Genomic DNA, 20310 nt, shown 5'->3' with positions numbered 1-20310 from the left:
TGCTGCCAAATGGCTTGACCACGGAGCACTACGCCGATGTCGCCAAGGGCGCGGCCTGGAACGCGGTCAAGGCGAGCCTCGTCACCGGCTTCGCGGCAAGCGCATTGGCGCTGGTCAGCGGCACCTGGGCGGCCTTGTCGCTTCGTCTTCAAGGGCCCTGCTTTGAAGCGGCTGCTCGGCCTTTTGTTCTTCATCCCGAGCGCGGTGCCTTCGGTGTCCATCGGCCTCGGCCTGTTGGTGGCCTTCAGCCATCCGCCGCTGCTGCTCAACGGCACGATCGCCATCGTCATGATCGCGCATTTCGTGCTGATCTCGGCTTTCACCTTCGGCAATGTCTCGGCCGGGCTGGCGCGGCTGTCGCCCGACTTCGAGCAGGTCGCGTCGAGCCTCGGCGCACGGCCGGCCTACCGGCTCTGGCATGTCACGCTGCCCTTGCTCGCGCCCTATCTGGTCGCCGCCTTCGGTCTGAGCTTCGCGTTGTCGATGGGTGAACTCGGCGCAACCGTCATGGTTTATCCGCCGGGCTGGGTGACGCTGCCAGTGTCGATCTTCTCGCTCACCGATCGCGGTGATATCTTTGCCGGTGCCGCGCTCACCATGATCCTGGTGGCGGCGACGCTGGTCCTGCTGCTTGGGCTGGAGCGCATCACCAAGCGTGCCACCGGTGCATAGCGGACATTGCCTCAGGCCGGCTTGCGTTCAACGATGTAGATGTGGTCGGCAGCCAGCACCACTTCGCCGCGCTGGTTGATCACCTCGCAGCGCTCGATCACGCGTCCTGAATTCGGCCGCTTCGGATCGTCTTCCTTGGCCGCGATGGTGGTGCGGGTGCGGATGGTGTCGCCGATGAACACCGGCTTGATGAAGCGCAGCCGGTCATAGCCATAGGAAAAGGCAACGGGATTGATGACCGTCGCCGTCAGCCCGATGCCGACCGAGAACACCAGCGTGCCATGCGCGATGCGCTGGCCGAACGGGGTCGTCTTCATGAACTCGGCGTCCATATGGTGCGGGAAGAAATCGCCGGTGTGGCCGGCATGGACGACGAAGTCGGTCTCGGTGATGGTGCGGCCGCTGGTGAGGCGTGACGAGCCGATCTCGTAGTCCTCGAAATAGGTGATCTGTTCCATCAGGGCCTTTCCGCGATCGGCGTCGCTGGCGCCGCGCTCGAGCGATAGGCCGCTTCCACCAGCGCCATTGTGTTCCAGGCGTCCTCGACCGAGCTGACCAGTTCGGCGTCATCGCCCGATGCAAAGCGCTGGACATTGGCCATCCGCGCAACAAAGGCGTCGGGAAACCATTCGCCGGCCAAAGGCACTGCGATCCAATCGCTCCCGCCTTTCGGGTAGATTTCCAGAATGTCCGGCTCGCCTCGGGGATAGTCGAGGTTGAGACCGAGCTTGAGATAGGCCGCACCCTCGGTGCCGCTGATGCGGAACTCGCAGGCCTGGTGCCGGCGCCCGAACTTGTGGTCGTGGTTGATCGACAGCGCGCAGCGCACCGTGTCGCCATAGTCGAGAATGGCGCTGGTGCGCGTCTGCGCCACTCTGTGATTGGGATGGCCAAGCGTCTTGGCGTGAACACCCTTGGGGTCGCCGAGCAATTGCCGGATCAGGTCGAGATAGTGGATCGAATGCATGGCGATCTCGACGCGCGGCGCCTTGAGCAGGAATTCCCACAATTGCCACGGCGTCGCCAGTGCCAGCCAGGCGTCGAAGTCGACGACCTCGCCGAGCCAGCCCTTGGCGACGGCGTCCTTCAGCGCCAGCATCATCGGCGCGAAGCGAAGCTGGAAATTCACCGCCGCTCTGAGATTCCCGGCGCGGCAGATTTCGAGGATTTCGGTTGCTTCGCCGAGATAGTTGCCCATCGGTTTCTGGATCAGGGCGACCGCGCCGTCGGGCAGAGCCTTCAGAATCTCGGCATGCCGTCCCGGTGGCGTCGCCAGATCGAAGATCGCGTCGTTCACTCCAGCGGCCTCCTCCACCGAGCGGAAGACGGAGACGTCCCATTTTTCGGCCAGGGCCCGCGCTTTGGCGTGGTCCGGGTCGTAGAGACCGGCGATCGGAAACCCCGCCTTCCGGTAGGCGGGAAAATGCGCGTCGCCGACGATCGACCCTGCGCCGAAAGTGACGATCGGTCGGGGTTGTGAGGGTTTGGCCCAGGCCTGGACAAGTGAGGCAGGGTCGAAACCGCCTTCAGTCATGGTGAAAGACCTCGTCCATGGAAGCCCACCATTCACCCTCTTTGCGGGTCGCAAGCGGCTCCTGGCAAGGTATGCAGACGGCCCACCATTCCTGCGTCTTCGGGTCCGCCGCCATTTTTGCCATGTCGGCCACGTAGTCGGTGCCGTGGTACTCGAAGGTGCTGAACAGCAGGTTCTCCGGCCGCTTCAGGTAAATGGAATAGTTCTTGATGTTGCAGGCCGAAATCATGGTCAGCACGTCGGGCCAGACGGCGGCATGCAGGCGAACATATTCCTCGACCTTCTCCGGCTTCAGCCCGAGTACAAATCCCATCCGCTGCATATCAGCTCCTTATGTGGTGATCGCCGTGGTGAATTCGGCGATGCTCATGGCCTTGACCGCGTCCCAGTCCCAATCGATGCCGATACCGGGCTCGTCGGGCGCCAGCGCATGCCCATCCTCGATGCGCATGCGCTTGCCGGTCAACTGGTCGAGTTGAGGAATGTACTCGACATATCTGCCGTTCTGAACAGCGCAGGTCAGGCTGACATGCAATTCCATCAGGAAATGCGGGCAGACCGGAATGTCGAAGGCCTCCGCCGCATGGGCGATCTTGAGCCAGGGCGTGATGCCGCCGATGCGGCCGACATCGACCTGTACGATCGAGCAGGCGCCTTTCTGCATGTATTCGCGGAAATGGCGCATGGAATAGAGCGACTCGCCGATGGCGATCGGCGTCGGCGTTGAGTTGGACAGCCTGATGTGTCCGTCTATGTCGTCGGCGGGCAACGGCTCCTCGATCCAGGCGAGGTCGAGTTCGCGCAACCTCGCGGCGCGCCGGATCGCCTCGTCGACGGAAAAACCCTGGTTGGCGTCGGTCATGATCTCGTAGCCGTCGCCGACCGCCTTGCGCACTGCCGCGAGCCGCGCGAGATCCTCCGATCCATGCGGCCTGCCGATCTTTACCTTCGAGCCGCGAAACCCCTTGGCCTTGGCGGCCAATGCATCATCGACCAGCGCCTGGGTCTCGATGTGCAGCCAGCCGCCTTCGGTCGTGTAGAGCGGGCAGCGGTCCTTGGCGCCGCCGGCGAGCTTCCACAGCGGCAGGTTCTGCTTCTTCGCCCTGAGATCCCACAGTGCCGTGTCGATCGCCGCGATGGCGATGGCCGTGATGGCGCCGATCGTGGTCGCATGGGTGGCGAATTCCAGATCGTGCCAGATCGCCTCGATCATGTCAGGGTCGCGGCCGACGAGACGTGGCGCGAGATGGTCGGAGAGCAGCCGCATCACCGACGAGCCGCCGGTGCCGATCGTGTAGCTGTAACCCGTGCCGACCGCGCCATCGGAATCCGTGATGGTGACGATCGGCGTTTCCTGGCTGACGAAACTCTGGATGGCGTCGGTGCGCTTGACCTTGGGGACGAGGTCGACCATCCGCAGTTCTATCTTTTCGATCCTGGCCATTTCAGCTCCGCAATGTCTTGCCGGTGTCGACGGCAAACAGATGCGCTTGCGACAAGTCCAGGCTCATCGTCACCCGCTCGCCAGGCTTCAGTGGGCGCGGGTTCAGCATGCGCGAAACCCAGTCGCTGCCGTTGAACTCGACGAACACCAGCGTCTCGTTGCCGAGCGGTTCGGTGACGGTGATCGGCAGTTCGATCTGGTGCACGTCCGCGGCACCGCCGGAGCTGATGCCATGGCCGGTCGGATAGATGTCATCGGGCCGCAGCCCGAACACCACCTTGTCGCCGGCGGCGACATTGGCCTTGAACTGACCGGGCAGGGGCAGCTTGGCGCCGCTGGCGAAGACCAGTTGGCCGTCACTGACCGTGGCCTCATGCAGGTTCATAGGCGGCGAGCCGATGAAGCCGGCGACGAAGCGCGTCGCGGGCCGGCGGAACACTTCGTCTGGGGTGCCAACCTGTTCGATATGGCCGTCGCGCATGATGACGATGCGGTCGGCAAGCGTCATCGCCTCGACCTGATCGTGGGTGACGTAGATCACCGTCGACTGCACCTTGGCATGCAGCTTCTTGATCTCGGTTCGCATCTGCGTGCGCAGTTTGGCGTCGAGATTGGAAAGCGGCTCGTCGAACAGGAACACATCCGGGTCGCGCACGATGGCACGGCCCATGGCGACGCGCTGGCGTTGCCCACCGGACAGTTGCGAGGGGCGGCGGTCGAGCAGCGTGTCGAGGCCGAGTATGGCCGACGCCTCCGCGACGCGTCGGTCCATATCGTCCTTGGCGGCGCCCGCGATCTTGAGCGAAAAGCCGAGATTCTCGCGCACCGTCATGTGCGGATAGAGCGCGTAGGACTGGAACACCATGGAGATGTTGCGTGAACGCGGCGGCAGATCGTTCACGACGCGCCCGCCGATCTCGATCGAGCCGGCGCTGATTTCTTCCAGCCCGGCGATCATGCGCAGCGTCGTCGACTTGCCGCAGCCGGAGGGCCCGACCAGCGCGATGAATTCGCGGTCGGTGATGTCGAGGTCGATGCCATGCACGATCTCGATGTTGCCGTAGCGCTTGGTCAGTTTTTTTAGGGAAACCGTTGCCATGGATCAGCCTTTCACCGCGCCGGAGGTCAGGCCGCCGACAAGGTGTTTCTGGACGATGAAGGTAAGCGTGAGTGCCGGGATGATCATCACGACGGCGAGCGCGCACATGCCGCGCCAATCGATGGTGAATTCGGCCGTATAGTCGAGCAGGCCGACCGGCAGCGTCTTGGCGCTGACCGAGCGGGTCAGTTGCGAGGCCAGCGCGAACTCGTTCCAGCAGGTCAGGAAGGCAAAGATCGCGGCAGACGCGATGCCCGGACCGGCGAGCGGAAACTCGACCTGCCAGAAGGCCTGCCAGCGCGTGCAGCCGTCGATCTGGGCGGCTTCGGCGAGATCCTTGGGCACCTGGCGGAAGAAGCCGTCGATCAGCCAGATCGTGAACGGCACGTTGAGTGCGACATAGGCCAGGATCAGGCCGAAATGCGTATCGATGATGCCGAGCCGCACATAGAGGAAGAACAGCGGCAGCGACAGCGCGATGCCTGGCACCGTGCGGGTCAGCATCAGCCCGAGGAACACGCTCGACTTGCCGCGGAAGCGGTAGCGCGCGAAGGCATAGCCCCCCGCCATGCCGATGGCGACCGCGATCACCGTCGAGGTTACCGAGATGATCAGCGAATTGCGAAAATATTCGATGACCGGGATGCCGCCCTTGCCGATGCCTGAGAACATCGCGACATAGGCGTCGAAGGAGATTTCCTGCGGGATCCACACCGGCGGTTTGGCCATGATCTCGACTGTCGGCCTGAGCGACGACAGCACGATCCACAGGCCAGGCAGGCAGATGGTCAGCATCGCCAGGAACAGGCCGATACGATAGACGATGCCGAGCAGCCGGCGCTTCAGGCGGGCGGAAGAATTCTCGTCCATCTTCACCACCCCGCCCTTCACCACTCGGCGCCGATTTGCGTGCGCGCCGCGGCGAGCTTGTTGAAGAAATAGACGGTGAAGGCGATCGACAGCAGGATCGAGAAATAGGCCATGGCGTTGGCCATGCCCATGCGCCCGTCGCTATAGGCGGTGCGCGCCACCAGCGTCCACAAAAGCTCTGTGCGGCCAGCCGGTCCGCCATCGGTCATGATCTTGACGATGTCATAGGCGCGCGCGACGTCGAGCGAGCGGATGGTCATGGCGATGTAGGCGAAGGGCATGACGAACGGCCACGTCACATAGCGGAATGTCTGCCACGGCGTGCAGCCATCGACGCGCGCCGCCTCGATCGGCTCCTTGGGCATGGCGAGCAGCCCGGCGAGGATGAGAATGGCAAAAATCGCCGTCGACGACCAGATCTCGGCAACCGAAATGGCGATGAAGGCGAGATGGCCTTCGATCAGCCACGGGATGGCATCCCTGGTGATGCCGAGCGACTGCAGGGCGTTGTTCACCAGGCCGATATTGTCGTTGAACATGAATTTGAACTGGAAGCCGACCAGGATCGGCGAGAACATCATCGGGAACATCATCAGCGTGCGTAGGATGCGTTGCCCGCGCGTCGCCTTCTCGACCAGCATCGCCAGGCCGAGGCCAAGCAGCATTTCGAGATTGAGCGCGATCGTCAGCAGCAGAACCGTGCGCCCGAACGCCCACCAGAAATCGGTGTTGGCCAGGATCGAGAGATAGTTGCGGAAACCCACGAAGACGAAGAACGTCTCGGGCTTGGTCAGGCGGAACGGCGTGAAGCTGGAATAGAGCGACAGAAGCAGCGGCACCACGACGACCGCCGCCAGCACGACGATGGCCGGAAGCAGCAGCAGGAACGGCGCGGATGGCTTGAGGCCCTTCATCGGGCTCCTCTGGTGTCTGGCATTCAAATCTTGGGCCGAGGCCCGATATGGTGAAACGAACAGTGCCGCCAAAAGGCGATCGCCTCCCCCATTTGTGAATGGGAGAGGCGGCGTTGGGAGCAATGCCTAGAGTTTACCGGCGTCCTGAAGGATCTGCGTCGCCTTGGCGGCGGCTTCGTCCAATGCCTGCTTGGAAGTCTTGTCGCCGAGGATCGCCGCCTGCAACTCGGGATAGACGGCGTTCGAGATCTCGATCCATTCAGGCGTCTGCGGCACGGCGAAGGCGTGCTTGGCTTCTTCCTGGAAGGCAGACAGAACCTCCTTCTTGTAAGGATCACTCGCCGCCTGCTGCAGGTCCCAGTCCCAGACCGCGGTGCGGGTCGGTAGCGGACCCGCGGCGGCCTCGAGCTTCTGGCTGTCCTCATTGGTCAGCCACCACACCAGCGACGCCGCGGCCTCCTTGTTCGGGCAGTTCTCGGTCACCGAGAAGCCATGGAAGCCCGACCAGCCGGTGCGCTTGCCGGAAGAGCCCTTCGGTGCGACCTTGACGCCGACATTGCCGGCGACCTTCGACGACTTCGGGTCGTTGAAGAAGCCGGCCCAGCCCGGCCAATCGAGGTTGATGGCGACGGTGCCGGAGGCGAAGCCCTGGCCCAGATCGTCCCAGAGGTAGTTGGTGGTCCCGGCCGGCACCGCCTTGGCCTTGTAGAGGTTGACGAACCAGTCGAGCGCCCGGATGCCGGCCTCGGAGTTGAAGACCGGCTTGCCGTCCTTGTCGAGATATTCGCCGCCCTCGGCGACCACCATCTCATAGAAGCGGCCATTGATCGCCTCTTCCTTGCCGGCGAACTGCGTGCCGTAGAAATTGGGCGGGTTGGCGAAGAACTCGGCCTGGTCGGTGACTTCTTTCCAGGTGTCCGGCGGCACCAGGTCATAGCCGTATTTGGCCTTGAACTTGGCTTTGTTGTCGGCGTTCTCGTAAAGGCTCTTCTGGTAATAGAGCGCAGAGACGTCGAACTGCGCACGCGGCAGCATCTCCAGCTTGCCGTCGATGGTCGCCGCCGTGATCGTCGACGGCACGAAGGCGTCGATCTCCGATTTCGGCAGGAGCTTGCTGAGGTCGGTGTAGAGCCCGGTATATTGTGGCGCGAAGGAGGAATGGTTCCAGCCGACGCACCAGTTGGTGCTGCCCGAGGCGATGTCGGACTTGAGCTCCTTGTCGATATCGAAGCCGTTCTTCTTGGTCAGGATGTTGACCTTGGCGCCTGTCGCCTTCTCCCATTCGGGGATGCGCTCGTAGAGCTTTTCATATTGCTGGCCGCCGATCAGTTTCACGTCGACGGTCACGCCTTCGAATTTGCCGGGCAGGTCGCCGGCAAGGGCGGTGCCTGCGCCTGACGCAAGCACCAATGCGCCGGCGCAAACGCCGGAAAGCAGTCTGTTCATTGGTATCCTCCCTGGGTGCGCCTTGGCGGCGCCGGCAACTCGTCACGTGACAAGAAGTGCTACATTCATATACAAACAAAACATTCATCCATACGTCAAGGCGAAATTTGTTTCCGCCGGCCGCGTTCCTGCGTATATGAAGAATCGAATTCACTAAGGGATGAGCCATGGACGACAGCGAAGACGAGCGGTACCGCGCGCCGGCGCTTGACAAGGGCCTAGACATCCTCGAACTGCTGGCCGGCGTCGACGGCGGTCTGACCCAGGCCGAGATCGCCAAGAAGCTCGACCGCAGTCCCAATGAATTCTATCGCATGCTCGACCGGCTGGTGCGGCGCGGCTATGTCACGCGGCTTGACGGCGACCGCTATTCTTTGACGCTCAAGCTGTTTGGCCTGGCGCAGCTGCACGCGCCGGTGCGCAGGCTGGTTTCCTACGCGACACCGCTGATGCGCGAACTGGCCGAAACCTCGCAGCAGGCTAACCAACTCGTTGTTTTTGATCGCGGTTCCGCTGTCGTCATCGGCCAGCAGGAGGCCCCGAATTACTGGGGCATCTCGATCCGTGTCGGCTCCCACATCAGCCTTTTCGACACCGGTTCGGGCCATGTCCTACTCGCATTCCGTTCACCGGAAGAGCGGCGGATGATGATTTCGGAGCACGTCCGCAGCACCGACAAGACGGCGCAGCCGGCCGAGTTCTTTACCCGGCTCGATCAGATCCGCGACCGCGGCTACGAGATGATGGCTTCCATGCAGACGGCAGGCGTCTTCAACCTGTCGGCACCGGTGCGCGGGTCCGACGGCAATGCCATTGCCGCGCTGTCGATCCCCTACATCACCGTAGTCAATGCGCCGTCCGCGCCCGACATCACGCGGACCATCGAGCTGTTGCTGGCAACCTGCGAAAAGCTGTCGCATCTCGCCGGGTCGGCTGTAGGCTCATCGGTCTAAATTCTTATTTGAATGAAGAATTCCTCCGTGAGATGATCCGGAGAGCCTAGGGGAGGAGCCCGCCATGATCATCGACACCCATCTGCATCTCATCGATCGCTCGGCCTTGCGCTATCCCTGGCTGGCCGGTGTGCCGGCGCTGAACCGCGACTTCTCCTACGAGGAATACGCCGCGGAGGCGCAGCGGGCAGGTGTTGGGCGCGTGCTGCACATGGAGGTCGATGTCGATCCGACCGATATCGAGGCGGAGACCGCCTATGTCGAGGGCCTGTCACGACAGGCGGGCAGCATGCTGGTCGGAGCGATCGCATCTTGCCGGCCCGAGGAGGCGGATTTCCCGGCCTATCTCGAACGCCAGCAGGCAAATCCCTTCGTCAAGGGCTTCCGCCGCGTCCTCCACGTCGTCCCCGACGATCTTTCGGAAGGCGCACTGTTTCGGGACAACATCAAGCGGCTTGCCGGCACCGGTCTGACCTTCGACCTCGTGGTGCTGCCGCGTCAGATCCCCAAGGCGATCGCGCTGGCCGACCTGGCGCCCGACGTCCAGTTCGTGCTTGATCATTGCGGCGTCCCCGACATCAAGGGCAAGAGCGAACACCCCTGGCGCGAGCATATGAGCGAGATCGCGCGGCGCCCGAACGTGATGGCCAAGATTTCAGGCGTTGTCGCCTATGCCGATGCCTCCAGCTGGACCGTCGAGACGCTGCGGCCTTACGTCGAACACACCATCAATGCATTCGGCTGGGACCGTGTCGTCTGGGGAAGCGACTGGCCGGTCTGCACGCTTGGCGGCGGCCTGTCGACCTGGGTGGCGGCGACCCATGCGCTGCTTTCCGGCTGCAGCGTTGCCGAGCGCGATAGGCTGTTGTCGGGAAATGCCCGCAAGTTGTGGCGGTTGAAATAGTGCAATCCAGGAAAAGTGCGTAGCGGTTTTCCGTCGGGAGTTGCGTGAGGCAAGACCCGGCGCCCTCAGATGGTCGTCGAGACGTGCCGCTCGCGACCGTACAGCGAGACCAGCAGCACGATGATGAAGCCCAGCGCCGCCTGCACCGCCGAGGGCTGGAAGCCGAGGCCGATCAGCAGCGTGTTGATTTCGGTCAGCACCAGCACGCCGGCGATCGTGCCGAGATAGCTGCCGCGGCCTCCGACCAGTGCCGCGCCGCCGACGACAACGGCTGCGATGGTCTGGAACAGATAGGGCTGGCCGACATCGCCATAGGCCGAGCCGGTGAAACCGAGCAGCAGCACGCCCGCCACGGCGGCGAAGAAGGCGCTCGCCGCATAGGTGACCACCCACATGCGCACCGGGTCGATCAGCGCCAGCGGCGCGGCGCCAGGATTGCTGCCCAGCGCGTATAGCCGGCGACCGTAAGCCGTTCGTTCCAGCACCAGGACGACGAGCGCCGCCAGCACGATGAGGCTCGGCACCAGCCACGGCACCGGCAGCGGTCCGGCCGATCCGCCGATCGAGACGAAGCTGGAGACCGCTTGCGGTGCCGAGCCCGAGGGGAAGCCGGCGGTCCACAGCAGCACGAGACCCTGCACGACCATGCCGATGCCGAGCGTGACGATCAGCGGCTGGATATCGAGGCTGCGCGAGATCAGCCCGTTCAGCCCGCCGATAAGCAATGCCAGCACGCCGACGAGGCCGCAGACAAGGACAAAATTCCAGCCATCGCCGTAGAGCTGTGCGGCCACGACATTGGCGAAGCCGATGACGAAGGGAATCGACAAATCGATACCGCCCATGATGACGACGAGCGTCTGGCCGATCGAGGCGACGGCAAGCAGCGAAGCAAGCACCAGCATGGCGCGCACGGCAAATGGCGAGGAGTAACCGGGAATGAGGATCGTGCCCGCGAGATGCAGGAGCGCTGCCACACAGAAGGCGCCGACGACGCGGGCGTTGGTTGTCGCGAACAGATTTCGGCCCGCCATGTCAGCGCCCTCTCATGGCAAGACGCTCCTGCGCTGCTGTCAGCATCACCGCCAGCACGAGGATGGCGCCGTAGGCGATCTGCAGCACGAAGGTCGAGACATTGAATGTCGTCAGCACGCTCTGCAAAAGGAAGATGTCGATGGCGCCGATCGCGGCACCAGCGACGCCGCCACGCCCGCCTGCCAGGCTGACGCCACCGAGAGCGACCGCGGCGATGGCGATCAGCGTATAGGTCGGCCCGATATTAGGGTCGGCCGAGCCGATCAGTGCCGTCAGCATCAGCCCGGCACAGCCGCCGAGAATGCCTGACATGACATAGGCGATGAAGCGCACGCGCGTGACGTCGACGCCGGCGGTGTAGGCGGCACGGTCGTCGCTGCCGACCGCCATCAGCTGGTCGTAGTAAGGCGTGCGCCGCACCAGCCCCCAGGCAATGAACATCAACAGCAGCGGCAGCATCGACCAAGGACCCGCCAGCGCCTTCAGCCAGGTGGGCGCCGGGCCGATCGGTGCGGGCAGGATCGTCAGCGTCACGCCGGTGAGGATCAGATAGGTGCCGAGCGTGGCGACGATAGGCTGGATACGCACGACGGTCGCCAGAAAACCGTTGGCCACGCCGACCAGCGCGCCGATGAGCAGAGCCGCCGGGACAAGCAGCAGAGGCGACGAGATGCCGACCTTGAGGAACAGCACCTCGATCACGGCGGCGTTGACGAAGCCCATCAACGGCCCGACCGAGATATCGATGCCGCCCCGTCCGGCAAGGATCGCCGGCGTCGAGGCGATGGCCGCGCCGATCAAAGGTGCCGCCAGTCCGATCAGCGCGCCCCACGACCCCGGCTGGAAGCGTGCCGGATTGAGGATGAGATTGACCGCCAGCAGGAGGACCAGCAGCACGACGGCGAAACCGACGCTCCGCCAAAGAGACAGAAGGCGTGTACTCATGCCGCACGTCCGAACATGGCCGATATCACGCCATCGGTGTTCATGGCTTCGCCGGCAATTTCCGCTGCAACCTCGTGTTCCCTGAACACCAGCACGCGATGGCAGAGGAGCAGGATCTCCTCGATCTCGCTGGACAGGATGACAAGCCCCATGCCGTCGGCGGCCAGCCCGCGAAAGACATCGTAGAGAACATGGCGGGTCGCCACGTCGACGCCGCGCGTCGGGTCGTTGAGAAGCAGGATCGCGGGTTCCAGCGCCAGCGCCCGCGCCAGCAGCACCTTCTGCTGGTTGCCGCCCGACAGGGTGGTTATCGGCGCATCGGGCCGGGGCGCCACGATCGACAGCTTTTCGCGGTAGAGTTCGTAGCGCGCCTTGCGCGCCGCTGGACTGATCAAGCCAAGGTGGGTATCGCGCGACAGGGTCGATACGGCGAAATTGTCGAGCACCGACTGTGTGGGAAATATGCCGTTCGCGCGTCGGTCACGCGGCAGATAGGCGACGCCGCTGGCGACGGCCTTGCGGAACCCGATGATCTTGTGCGGCCCGCCGGGCAGGTCGAGCGTGATCGAGCCGCCAAGCGGCGGTACCAGGCCGGCGAGCATTTTCAGGAACAGTTCTTGGCCGTGTCCGTCGAGACCGGCAAGGCCGACGATCTCGCCCGGCGCGATGGCCTGCGTGATCGGGCTGGCGCCGGGCGCGATGACGAGGTTGCGAACGGTGAGGGTGCCGCGATCAGCCATGCGCCAGCTCCGCCGCCGTGCGTGGCGCCATGGCTTTCAACAATTCGGCCGGCGTCGAGGTCCCACGCTCTTCGGTGCGCACCACGTTGCCGCCGCGCAGGATCGAGATGCGATCCGACAGCGACATCACTTCATCCATTCTGTGGGTGATGAACAGGATGAGGCAACCTTCGGCGGCGAGCGAGCGCATCAGCAGAAACACCGACTCGCGGTCGGCGAAATCGAGCGCGGCGGTGACCTCGTCGAGGATCAGAATTTTTGGGTTACGCACGACCGCACGTGCGAGGACGATGAGTTGCTGCGCGGCGAGCGGCAGCAGGCCGGCGGGCGTGTCGAGCGGAACGTCGGTGACGGCGAAGCGTTTGAGCGCGGCGGCAGCCCTGTCGCGGCGTTCGTTGCGCGGCACCGTGCGCCGCACCAGCCCATCGAGACCAAGCAGAATGTTGTCGGTCACGCTGCGGTCCGGCGCGATCAGCACTTCCTGGAAGACGGTCGCGAAGCCCTGCGCCTGGAAGGCCGAGGGGTTGCTCCCCGCGAACGGCTGGCCTTGCAAAACAATCGCGCCGCTGTCCGGCTGTACGATGCCGGACAACAGCTTGACCATCGTGCTCTTGCCTGAGCCGTTCTCGCCCAGGATGGTGTGAATGGTGCCCGCCCGGAACGCAATCGAGACATCCGCGAGCGCGACCGTCTCACCATAGCGTTTGGATATGTTTCTGATTTCAAGCATGCCGTGTTTCGAAGCTGGCTGGCCGGCTTCCCGAGGGGAGCCGGCTAGCTGGGTCTGTCGCGGGCGTCACTTCGAGCGGGCGCTATTTTGCACAGGCATCCGGCACCTTCGAATAGTCCCAGCCCTTGGTCGGTGCCGGGTTGGAGAAATAGGCGTCGAGCCATTCCTCCGGCATCGGATCCTTCGGCGGGATCGGGAAGATCGAGACGGCATCCGTCGTCATGCAGTCCTTGTACCAGGCGCCGAGATCGGCGTTGTGTACCGGCGGGATCGGGATCAGCAGCGTGTTCAGCTTCGGCTTCTGGCCGTCGAGCATGCGCTCACCGACGCGAAACAGCGTCTGCGCGGTCCAGTGCGGCAATACCGCATGGCCCTCGAAACGGTATTTGTCCGGGTTGGCCTTCCAGTAGCCCAACGCATCACCCGTGATCGAGCCGGTGATCAGCGGCGCTGGCCGGCCGGCCTCGGCAAAGGCCTCCGCGACGACGCGGCTTTCGCTGCCGGTTGTCCACACAGCATCGATCGGCGCCGGGTTGGTCGCGATCGCCTGCAGCACCACGGTCTTGGTGACGTTGGCCGTCCAGTTGCCGTTGACGTTGCGCGAGATCTTGAGTTTGGGGTTCTCGGCAAGCGCCTTGTCGGCGCCCTGGCGCTCCTGCACGACGATCGGGTGGCCGGCAATGCCTTCGACCAAAAGGATGCTGGCCCCATCCGGCTCAGCCTTGCCGATCGCCGTCATCATGTCATAGCCCCAGCGCGCATAGTTGGAATCGACATTGATCGCGTTCGGGCTGGTCACCGACCCGGCCGCCGTTATGAACGGAATGCCTGCCTTGGCGGCGGCGTCGATCGCATCGTCAAGTGCCGTCGCCGAGCCCGGGATCGAGGTGATGATCGAGCACTTCTTGTCGATGAAGGCGCGGATCTGGTTGATCTGCTGGCTGGCGTCGTTGTTGGAGTCCGATACTTCGAAGCTGGACACGGTGCCGTCGGCGATCAGCCCGTCGACAAGCCGCTTCAGTTCCTTGGTGACGGTCACCCGCCACGGATTGCCCTGGTAGGATTCCGAGTGGCACCATTTCCACGGCTTGGGCGGCGGGGTGAAATTGTCCCAGGCCGAAGGCAGCACCTTCTGTGGCGCGCCGTCATATTGCGCCTTGAGTTCATCAGGCAGCCCACCGATGACGCCTTGTACATCCTGGGCAAGAGCATTTGTCGCAAGCGAGGCCAGCGCGGTTGCGGCCAACAGGCCGCGGATCATGTTCTTCATTTTGTCTCCTCCGTTCGGTTTGGTTCAGGCTCCTCCACCGGCAGCGCCGGACACCTGCGCCGGAGAGTTGTCCCGGAACAGGCTGATGAGATCGGCGACGACCTGGCCAGCCGAATGGCCCGATGTCATGCCGGAATTGATGCGATCGGACGCCGCTTGCTGGAACGCCATGTAGCCGTCATGGCGCGGCCGCACCCATGCGCCCTCCAGCGTCGCGCGCGTGTCCCGATAGAAGTTGCCGGCCGCTTCGTTGATGGTCCGGTCTTCCCAGGCAGCCGCATGGCCGGGTTGACCGCCGGCGGCGGCATAAGGCCCACGCTGGACATCGCCGCTGGCGATCCAGTAGGCAAAATCGATCGCGGCCGCCTTGGCTTTCGAGAAGGCCGACACCGCTATTCCGGTGCCGCCGAGCGCCGAGCCGATAGGGCCGCCGGCACCGACAACCGGCATGTCCGCGAAGGCCAGGCGATGGGTGCGAAAACCGGCAGCGGCGTAGGGAACATAGCCGTAGATCAGCGGTGCGCAGACGAACCGGGAGTGGGCCTCCGCCATCCGTTCAAAAACGGCGATCGGGTCCATCTCGAGACAGGCTGGATCGACCAGCGCCGCGATCTCACGCATCCTTTCGAAGACTTCTGTGCCTGTCTCGACATCGATGAGATCGTGGGACGGATCAGTCCCGCAAGGGCGTCCCAGATTGCCGGCCAGCGTGTAGAAGGTCATCAGCGAGTGAGGCGGCCGCAACGGCAGCAGCACACGGCCCTGCCGTGCGAGATCGAGCACCTCGCGCCAAGTCGCCGCCGGCGCTTCGAGCGCGTCCGGCCGCCAGGCCTGCACCTGCGCCGCCGCGTCGATCGGAAACGCCCATTGCCGGCCCTGCCAGCTATAGCTCGGATAGGACTGGCCGACGCTGCCCGAGGCGAGCGCCGTGCGCTCCGCCTCGCGGCCGGCGACGTCGAGCGGTTCAAGGCAGCGCTCCGCCGTGATCTGGCCGACATGCGGATGATCTATGACGATCAAATCATAGGCGCGCGCCAGTTCCTCGACCGGGAAGGATTCGAAATCCTGCAGCGAGCGCTTGTCCCACGCGACGGCAACGCCGGTTTTCCGCTCCCACAGGGATGAACACGCGACCATCGGATCGTAGCCGCGTGGGTGGCTCCAGGTCATGCCCTTGAGTTTACGCACGCTCACAGGCCGAACTCCGCGCGGATTTTCGCACTGTGCTCGCCGATACGCGGTGCCGCCCGATCGACCTTGGCCCTGATGCCGTCGACCCTGAGCGGCGAACTGGTGGTGAGGATCGACACGTCGTCCTCGCGCGTCACCGTCTGCAGCATGTCGAGCGACTGGAAGCCCTCGCTTGCGAGCATCTCGGGCCAGGTCAGCACCTTGGCGCACCAGATGTCGGCCGGCTCCAGGATGGCGAGCCACTCGTCGATGCTCCTGGTCGCAATCCTCTGCGCGATGATCGCCTTGATGTCGTCGCGCGCGGTGAACCAGGATGCCGGTCTGTCGCGATAGGGGGCCAGTTCGCTGAGCGACAACAGATCGGCGAGCTTGGGGATCGGCGTCATTGCGATGGCGAGGTAACCGTCCTTGGCCGGATAGACGCCGTAAGGCGCCGACAGATAGGCATGCGCGCTGCGGAAGCTGGAGCGCCTGGGCAGGCGGCGGCCATCATTGAGATGCGTGGTCAGCACCTCGAACTGGAAATCGACCAGCGCCTCCATAAGGCTGGTCTCGATGTGGCTGCCCTGGCCGGTAATGCCGCGCCGCACCAATGCGGCCAGTATACCTTGGGCGCAGGCCGCGCCCGCCAGCATGTCGCCAATGGCGAGGCCGAACGGCACCGGTCCCTGGTCCTCGTCGCCGTTCAGCCACATCACGCCCGAACGCGACTGGGCCAGCAGATCCTGGCCGGGCCGCTTGACCCACGGACCTTCCTCGCCATAGCCGCTGATCGAGGCGTAGACCAGGCGCGGATTGATCTGGCGGACGGCTTCGTAATCGAGGCCGAGGCGCTCGATGACACCCGGCCGGAAATTCTGGATCAGCACGTCGGCCTTGGCCAGCAGGCCGCGCAGTGCCGTGAGGTCCGCCTCGTTCTTCAAATCGATGGCAAGACTTTCCTTGGCCCGGTTGATGGCGTGGAAGATGGTGGAATCGCCGCCGATCTCGGTGTCGCTGAGATAGAGCCGGCGCGACAGGTCGCCGCCATCGGGCCGCTCAATCTTGATCACGCGGGCGCCGAGGTCGAGCAGTCTGAGCGAGCAATAGGGTCCGGACAGGAACTGGCTCATGTCGACGACGACGAGACCAGCGAGCGGCAAATCGGCTGCTGCCGGCATTGCTATTTCTCCGTCTTTCCGACGAAATCGGCAGGGTTGCGGTACTTCACCGTCTGCAGATGCTCGCAATAGAGAACGAGTTCGCCTTCGCCCTTGAATACCTCGTAGCTGGCGCGGATCAGCCCCATCTCCTTGTAGCGGGGCTGCTTGTCGAGATTGGAACGGATCGAATAGATCGTATCGCCAATGAAGACGGGCTTGATGAAGCGCAGCTTGTCGTAGCCATAGGAAAAGGCGTTGACGCAGTTGGTGGCGACCAGCCCCAGCCCCGCCGAGAAGACGAACGCGCCGGCAATCAGCCGCTTGCCGAAAATGCCCTCGCTCTCCGCGAACATCTGGTCCTGCACATAGGGATGGATGTCGAGCACCAGCGTGTTGAAAAGGTGGCTGTCGCCCTCGGCCATCGTGCGCCGCAGCGAGCGGATTTTCTGGCCAACCGGCCAGTCTTCGTAAAACCAGTTCTCGGCGTTCCATACCGGCAACGCGGCATGATCGGCAGGCATATTGCTGGGGTGCGTCGAGGCAACGCCGACGGTCGGCGCGAAATCGTTCATGGCTCAATCCACCGGTCTCGTGAGAGAGGCCGGGCAAGCATTCGAGCACGCATCAAGGCGCCTGATTGCACGACGTCTCCTCCCGTCAATCTTCTTTTGTAAATACTATTTTCACATATGGGGTTGCGTTGCAAGCGAGGACAGGCGAAATTTTGGCTGTTCCGACAGCACTTCGAGGCTGGCGGGCAGGGGAGGAAAAATATGCGCAATGCCAGTCTGGTCTTCGTCGGCAGCCTGAACCGGGAGGCGCCTTATTTTCAGGGCGCGCGCGGCGTCGGCCTCGGGGTCTACAGCTTCGACGAGGAAACGCTGGAAACACGGAAACTGGCCGAGACCAACGACGTCGACAATCCGACCTTCCTGTCGGTGACGCCGGACGGCTCGCGCATCTACGCCAATTCGGAAGTGTTTGCCTGGCGCGAGGGAACTGTGTCGGCCTACAGCTTCGATCGTCGCTCGGGCAGGCTCGCCTATCTGAACAAGCAGCCGTCGCTCGGCAGCATCACGGCGCACAACACCATCACGCGTGATGGTACGAAATTGCTGGTCGCGAATTACGGTATGGGCGAGGGTGGGCCGGACCGCGCCGTGGCGGTCTATGGTTTCGACGGGGATGGCGCCTTGTCGGCCCCGTTGGCCGGCGTGTCGCACAAGGGCACCGGCCCCAACGCGGCGCGCCAGGAGCGTTCGCACGCCCACAGCGTCACCGAAACCATCGCCGGCGGAGTGGCCATCGTTGCCGATCTCGGCATCGACCGGTTGGTCTCCTATCGGATCGAGCAGGATGGCAATCTGACCAGACTTGCCGAATCCGCTCTGCCGCCCGGTGCAGGCCCACGCCATCTCGCGCTGCATCCGAACGGCCGCTTCGTCTTTGTCATGAACGAGCTGGATTCGACCATCATTTCGATGGCGTTCGACGAAACCATCGGCAAACTGTCGATCCTCGACGCCAAGCCGGCAGTGCCAGCCGAAGCGCGCAACGACAACCATTGCGCCGACATCCAGATCTCGCCGGATGGCCGTTTCGTCTACGGTTCAAACCGCGGCCATGACAGTGTCGTCGTCATGGCCGTCGATCAGGAGACCGCCGGCTTGAGCCTTGTCGACTATGTTCCTTGTGGGGGTGCCACGCCGCGCAACCTGGCGCTGACGCCATCGGGAGGCCATCTGTTTTCCGCCAACCAGAACGCCGACCGTATCTCGATCTTCGCTCGCGACCCCGGCAGCGGCATGCTGACCGACACCGGGCGCGTCATCGAAATCGGCACGCCGATGTGCGTCAGGATCGTGGCTTGACCGCCCGCCGGTAGACTCGCTGGGATCAAGCCTGTTGGATGGCCGAGAGTTTCCAGCTCGAGCCATTCTGACGCGTGAACGTCCACAACTCGGTCGTCTCCGTGGGATGATCCTCGTCGCCGTCGACGACCTTGCCGCTGGCCCGTTCGCGCGTCACGTCGCGCGACTCGTAGCGCAATGCGGCGGTCGCATAGTCGCGGTCGTCCTCGCGCCAGCTTTCCGCGATGTCGGCCTGCAGCAGGTGGATGTCCGATACCTCGTTCCTGAGACCTTTCTGGGCGTTGTCGGCCAGTTCCTCGGACAGATAGGACACCATCTCGGGCGTCACCGACCGGCGCAATGCGGCATGGTCTTCGCGGCCGAATGCTTCCTGGACCTCGGTCAGCAGCTGCTGGAACGCGTCGAGGTCGGTCTGGGCCAGCGTGATCTCCTCGGATTCGGTGGCAGCGGAGCCTCCGCCCGCCTCCCCGCCAAAGCCCGGAATCGTGAAGGAGCCGGCGCTGCCCGCGTCCTGCCGTTCCGTTGCGCGGTTCTCGAACCGTGAAGCCTGGGCATTGCCCATGCCGGCGATCGCGGGGACGGGGCCTCGGGCGGATTGCGACCGGAAGAACCTGATGGCCAGCATGATTGCGCCACCGATCAGCAGGGCCTGAAGCAGGAATCCAAACATGCCGGCGAGGCCGCCGAAACCTTGGCCCAGGAGCAGGCCGATCAGGCCGCCGATCAGCAGGCCGCGCATCATCGTTCCGCCGAAGCCGCTCATGAAACCGGGCCTCTGCGGGCCGGCCTGCGGCTGCCGGACCGCATTGTTCACACCGGTGTTGGGCGTCATTGAACGCTCGACCGGCGCGGCCGGAGCCGGCGCCGTCCTGGTCGGCGGCGCCGACTGGAAGGTGCGCGTGCCGCGGCTGCCGAAACTGCCGCCACGACGCGCCTCGGCATGATCGATCGCGACCATGGAGAAAGCGAGGAACAGGCCGGCAAGGAGGGTGACGAATCGGCTTGTGCGGGAAATCATCGGGGGACCTTTGTCGATGTGGTTTCGGAAATTCAGCAAGACGCCGGCCGTGTGGCGGGCGTCATATGGTCAATCGAACAACTCTTCGAAGAATGACTTTTTTCGCTTGGGATAGCGTTGGCCATGCGAGCGGGAATAGTCGTCGTCACGGTCCCGGCCATGGTGTGGCTGGGAGAACGCTGCCGGCTGTGGCTGCGGCGCGGGCGACGCCTCCCTGCCAGACCGTTCGACGATCTTGTCGAGTTCGCCTCGATCGAGCCAGACGCCGCGGCACTGCGGACAATAGTCGATCTCGATACCCTGGCGTTCGCTCATCACGAGCGCGACGCGGCAGGAGGGGCAAACCATACCAAGGAGGGAAGATGTCATGCGGGGCTCCTAACCAGAAAGAAGAGCCCTTGACCGAAAAGAATGGAAACGGGCCCGTTGAAGCGGTCCGACATCACGGTCGCCAGAAGCGACAGTCAGAGGGGCCCGGCCCGCACGGGAAAGCTAGGAATGCGAAGCGGCACCTTCAAGGGCGGTTCTTGTC

At 63.9% G+C, this 20310-nt stretch carries 23 protein-coding genes; 5 read left to right on the top strand and 18 right to left on the bottom strand.

The genetic code is table 11. From position 1 onward, the window contains the following. Positions 1–162: 162 nt before the first annotated feature. Positions 163–672 carry an ABC transporter permease subunit gene (locus LB564_RS13810; RefSeq protein ID WP_224538472.1) on the top strand — a complete coding sequence of 170 codons (510 nt, stop codon included), beginning with the start codon at positions 163–165 and terminating at the stop codon, positions 670–672. Between the two features lie 11 nt (positions 673–683). On the opposite strand, the gene LB564_RS13805 is transcribed toward LB564_RS13810, so the two are convergent. From LB564_RS13805 to LB564_RS13770, 8 genes are all read right to left on the bottom strand, one after another. After that, the gene (locus LB564_RS13805) at positions 684–1133 is read right to left on the bottom strand and encodes a MaoC/PaaZ C-terminal domain-containing protein (RefSeq protein WP_224538706.1); all 450 of its coding nucleotides are present in this window, start codon (positions 1131–1133) and stop codon (positions 684–686) included. Further along, a complete protein-coding gene (locus tag LB564_RS13800; protein ID WP_224538469.1) occupies positions 1130–2206 on the bottom strand; it encodes a Gfo/Idh/MocA family protein in 1077 nt (358 codons plus the stop codon). The genes LB564_RS13805 and LB564_RS13800 overlap by 4 nt, the downstream gene beginning before the upstream one ends. Next, complete coding sequence (locus LB564_RS13795) at positions 2199–2528, bottom strand: L-rhamnose mutarotase (protein WP_224538467.1); 330 nt, start codon at positions 2526–2528, stop codon at positions 2199–2201. Before LB564_RS13795 ends, LB564_RS13800 begins: the two co-directional genes overlap by 8 nt. A gap of 9 nt (positions 2529–2537) precedes the next feature. Further along, positions 2538–3650, bottom strand: a complete 1113-nt coding sequence (locus LB564_RS13790; RefSeq protein WP_140705335.1) for a mandelate racemase/muconate lactonizing enzyme family protein — start codon at positions 3648–3650, stop codon at positions 2538–2540. A gap of 1 nt (position 3651) precedes the next feature. After that, positions 3652–4749, bottom strand: a complete 1098-nt coding sequence (locus tag LB564_RS13785; RefSeq protein WP_224538466.1) for an ABC transporter ATP-binding protein — start codon at positions 4747–4749, stop codon at positions 3652–3654. 3 nt (positions 4750–4752) lie between these two features. After that, complete coding sequence (locus tag LB564_RS13780) at positions 4753–5619, bottom strand: carbohydrate ABC transporter permease (protein ID WP_224538464.1); 867 nt, start codon at positions 5617–5619, stop codon at positions 4753–4755. A gap of 17 nt (positions 5620–5636) precedes the next feature. Beyond that, complete coding sequence (locus tag LB564_RS13775) at positions 5637–6533, bottom strand: carbohydrate ABC transporter permease (protein ID WP_140705341.1); 897 nt, start codon at positions 6531–6533, stop codon at positions 5637–5639. A 126-nt stretch (positions 6534–6659) separates the two neighbouring features. After that, positions 6660–7979, bottom strand: a complete 1320-nt coding sequence (locus LB564_RS13770) for an ABC transporter substrate-binding protein (protein ID WP_140705343.1) — start codon at positions 7977–7979, stop codon at positions 6660–6662. A 167-nt stretch (positions 7980–8146) separates the two neighbouring features. Here LB564_RS13770 and LB564_RS13765 point away from each other — a divergent pair, with 167 nt between their 5' ends. Further along, positions 8147–8932: an IclR family transcriptional regulator gene (locus LB564_RS13765; protein WP_224538462.1), complete on the top strand. Its 786-nt coding sequence runs from the start codon at positions 8147–8149 to the stop codon at positions 8930–8932. A 64-nt stretch (positions 8933–8996) separates the two neighbouring features. Next, positions 8997–9836, top strand: a complete 840-nt coding sequence (locus LB564_RS13760) for an amidohydrolase family protein (RefSeq protein ID WP_224538460.1) — start codon at positions 8997–8999, stop codon at positions 9834–9836. Positions 9837–9901: 65 nt separating this feature from the next. Here the strand turns inward: LB564_RS13760 and LB564_RS13755 are convergent, their stop codons facing one another. The 8 genes from LB564_RS13755 to LB564_RS13720 form a co-directional block, all read right to left on the bottom strand. Next, positions 9902–10870, bottom strand: coding sequence for an ABC transporter permease (locus LB564_RS13755; RefSeq protein ID WP_224538458.1), 969 nt, complete (start codon positions 10868–10870; stop codon positions 9902–9904). A gap of 1 nt (position 10871) precedes the next feature. Further along, positions 10872–11816, bottom strand: a complete 945-nt coding sequence (locus LB564_RS13750; RefSeq protein WP_224538455.1) for an ABC transporter permease — start codon at positions 11814–11816, stop codon at positions 10872–10874. Continuing rightward, the gene (locus tag LB564_RS13745) at positions 11813–12556 is read right to left on the bottom strand and encodes an ATP-binding cassette domain-containing protein (protein WP_224538452.1); all 744 of its coding nucleotides are present in this window, start codon (positions 12554–12556) and stop codon (positions 11813–11815) included. Before LB564_RS13745 ends, LB564_RS13750 begins: the two co-directional genes overlap by 4 nt. Next, on the bottom strand, positions 12549–13286 hold the full coding sequence (locus LB564_RS13740) for an ATP-binding cassette domain-containing protein (protein ID WP_224538451.1): 738 nt from the start codon (positions 13284–13286) through the stop codon (positions 12549–12551). The genes LB564_RS13745 and LB564_RS13740 overlap by 8 nt, the downstream gene beginning before the upstream one ends. 82 nt (positions 13287–13368) lie before the next feature. Next, entirely contained in the window at positions 13369–14556 is a 1188-nt protein-coding gene (locus LB564_RS13735; protein WP_224538449.1) for an ABC transporter substrate-binding protein, read from the bottom strand. A gap of 24 nt (positions 14557–14580) precedes the next feature. Beyond that, positions 14581–15750: an extracellular solute-binding protein gene (locus LB564_RS13730; RefSeq protein WP_224538447.1), complete on the bottom strand. Its 1170-nt coding sequence runs from the start codon at positions 15748–15750 to the stop codon at positions 14581–14583. Next, the gene (locus tag LB564_RS13725; protein ID WP_224538445.1) at positions 15747–16907 is read right to left on the bottom strand and encodes a CaiB/BaiF CoA transferase family protein; all 1161 of its coding nucleotides are present in this window, start codon (positions 16905–16907) and stop codon (positions 15747–15749) included. Before LB564_RS13725 ends, LB564_RS13730 begins: the two co-directional genes overlap by 4 nt. Positions 16908–16909: 2 nt before the next feature. Then, complete coding sequence (locus LB564_RS13720; protein ID WP_140705363.1) at positions 16910–17461, bottom strand: MaoC family dehydratase; 552 nt, start codon at positions 17459–17461, stop codon at positions 16910–16912. A gap of 201 nt (positions 17462–17662) precedes the next feature. Between LB564_RS13720 and LB564_RS13715 the strand changes: the two genes are divergently transcribed. After that, positions 17663–18760, top strand: coding sequence for a lactonase family protein (locus LB564_RS13715; RefSeq protein WP_224538443.1), 1098 nt, complete (start codon positions 17663–17665; stop codon positions 18758–18760). 25 nt (positions 18761–18785) lie between these two features. On the opposite strand, the gene LB564_RS13710 is transcribed toward LB564_RS13715, so the two are convergent. Next, positions 18786–19778: a Tim44 domain-containing protein gene (locus LB564_RS13710; RefSeq protein WP_224538441.1), complete on the bottom strand. Its 993-nt coding sequence runs from the start codon at positions 19776–19778 to the stop codon at positions 18786–18788. Between LB564_RS13710 and LB564_RS13705 the strand changes: the two genes are divergently transcribed. Further along, positions 19701–19874 (top strand): hypothetical protein, encoded by a 174-nt coding sequence (locus LB564_RS13705; protein WP_224538715.1) that lies wholly within the window; start codon positions 19701–19703, stop codon positions 19872–19874. The two genes, LB564_RS13710 and LB564_RS13705, sit on opposite strands and share 78 nt — an antisense overlap. Here LB564_RS13705 and LB564_RS13700 read toward each other — a convergent pair. Continuing rightward, positions 19848–20147: a zf-TFIIB domain-containing protein gene (locus LB564_RS13700; RefSeq protein WP_140705369.1), complete on the bottom strand. Its 300-nt coding sequence runs from the start codon at positions 20145–20147 to the stop codon at positions 19848–19850. The genes LB564_RS13705 and LB564_RS13700 overlap by 27 nt on opposite strands. Positions 20148–20310: the final 163 nt, after the last annotated feature.

Source organism: Mesorhizobium sp. ES1-6 (assembly GCF_020164775.1).
GTDB lineage: Bacteria > Pseudomonadota > Alphaproteobacteria > Rhizobiales > Rhizobiaceae > Mesorhizobium.
The sequence above is the reverse complement of the archived record's forward strand: the minus strand, read 5'-3'. Positions and strand labels throughout refer to the sequence as shown.

Excerpts from the sequence above, each read along its gene's own strand:
- LB564_RS13785 (WP_224538466.1), bottom strand. The coding sequence starts at position 4,749 with ATGGCAACGGTTTCCCTAAAAAAACTGACCAAGCGCTACGGCAACATC.
- LB564_RS13735 (WP_224538449.1), bottom strand. The coding sequence starts at position 14,556 with ATGAAGAACATGATCCGCGGCCTGTTGGCCGCAACCGCGCTGGCCTCG.
- LB564_RS13720 (WP_140705363.1), bottom strand. The coding sequence starts at position 17,461 with ATGAACGATTTCGCGCCGACCGTCGGCGTTGCCTCGACGCACCCCAGC.
- LB564_RS13715 (WP_224538443.1), top strand. The coding sequence starts at position 17,663 with ATGCGCAATGCCAGTCTGGTCTTCGTCGGCAGCCTGAACCGGGAGGCG.
- LB564_RS13750 (WP_224538455.1), bottom strand. The coding sequence starts at position 11,816 with ATGAGTACACGCCTTCTGTCTCTTTGGCGGAGCGTCGGTTTCGCCGTC.
- LB564_RS13710 (WP_224538441.1), bottom strand. The coding sequence starts at position 19,778 with ATGATTTCCCGCACAAGCCGATTCGTCACCCTCCTTGCCGGCCTGTTC.
- LB564_RS13725 (WP_224538445.1), bottom strand. The coding sequence starts at position 16,907 with ATGCCGGCAGCAGCCGATTTGCCGCTCGCTGGTCTCGTCGTCGTCGAC.
- LB564_RS13745 (WP_224538452.1), bottom strand. The coding sequence starts at position 12,556 with ATGGCTGATCGCGGCACCCTCACCGTTCGCAACCTCGTCATCGCGCCC.
- LB564_RS13770 (WP_140705343.1), bottom strand. The coding sequence starts at position 7,979 with ATGAACAGACTGCTTTCCGGCGTTTGCGCCGGCGCATTGGTGCTTGCG.
- LB564_RS13765 (WP_224538462.1), top strand. The coding sequence starts at position 8,147 with ATGGACGACAGCGAAGACGAGCGGTACCGCGCGCCGGCGCTTGACAAG.
- LB564_RS13775 (WP_140705341.1), bottom strand. The coding sequence starts at position 6,533 with ATGAAGGGCCTCAAGCCATCCGCGCCGTTCCTGCTGCTGCTTCCGGCC.
- LB564_RS13700 (WP_140705369.1), bottom strand. The coding sequence starts at position 20,147 with ATGACATCTTCCCTCCTTGGTATGGTTTGCCCCTCCTGCCGCGTCGCG.
- LB564_RS13760 (WP_224538460.1), top strand. The coding sequence starts at position 8,997 with ATGATCATCGACACCCATCTGCATCTCATCGATCGCTCGGCCTTGCGC.
- LB564_RS13795 (WP_224538467.1), bottom strand. The coding sequence starts at position 2,528 with ATGCAGCGGATGGGATTTGTACTCGGGCTGAAGCCGGAGAAGGTCGAG.
- LB564_RS13790 (WP_140705335.1), bottom strand. The coding sequence starts at position 3,650 with ATGGCCAGGATCGAAAAGATAGAACTGCGGATGGTCGACCTCGTCCCC.
- LB564_RS13800 (WP_224538469.1), bottom strand. The coding sequence starts at position 2,206 with ATGACTGAAGGCGGTTTCGACCCTGCCTCACTTGTCCAGGCCTGGGCC.
- LB564_RS13705 (WP_224538715.1), top strand. The coding sequence starts at position 19,701 with ATGATCGATCGCGACCATGGAGAAAGCGAGGAACAGGCCGGCAAGGAG.
- LB564_RS13780 (WP_224538464.1), bottom strand. The coding sequence starts at position 5,619 with ATGGACGAGAATTCTTCCGCCCGCCTGAAGCGCCGGCTGCTCGGCATC.
- LB564_RS13755 (WP_224538458.1), bottom strand. The coding sequence starts at position 10,870 with ATGGCGGGCCGAAATCTGTTCGCGACAACCAACGCCCGCGTCGTCGGC.
- LB564_RS13740 (WP_224538451.1), bottom strand. The coding sequence starts at position 13,286 with ATGCTTGAAATCAGAAACATATCCAAACGCTATGGTGAGACGGTCGCG.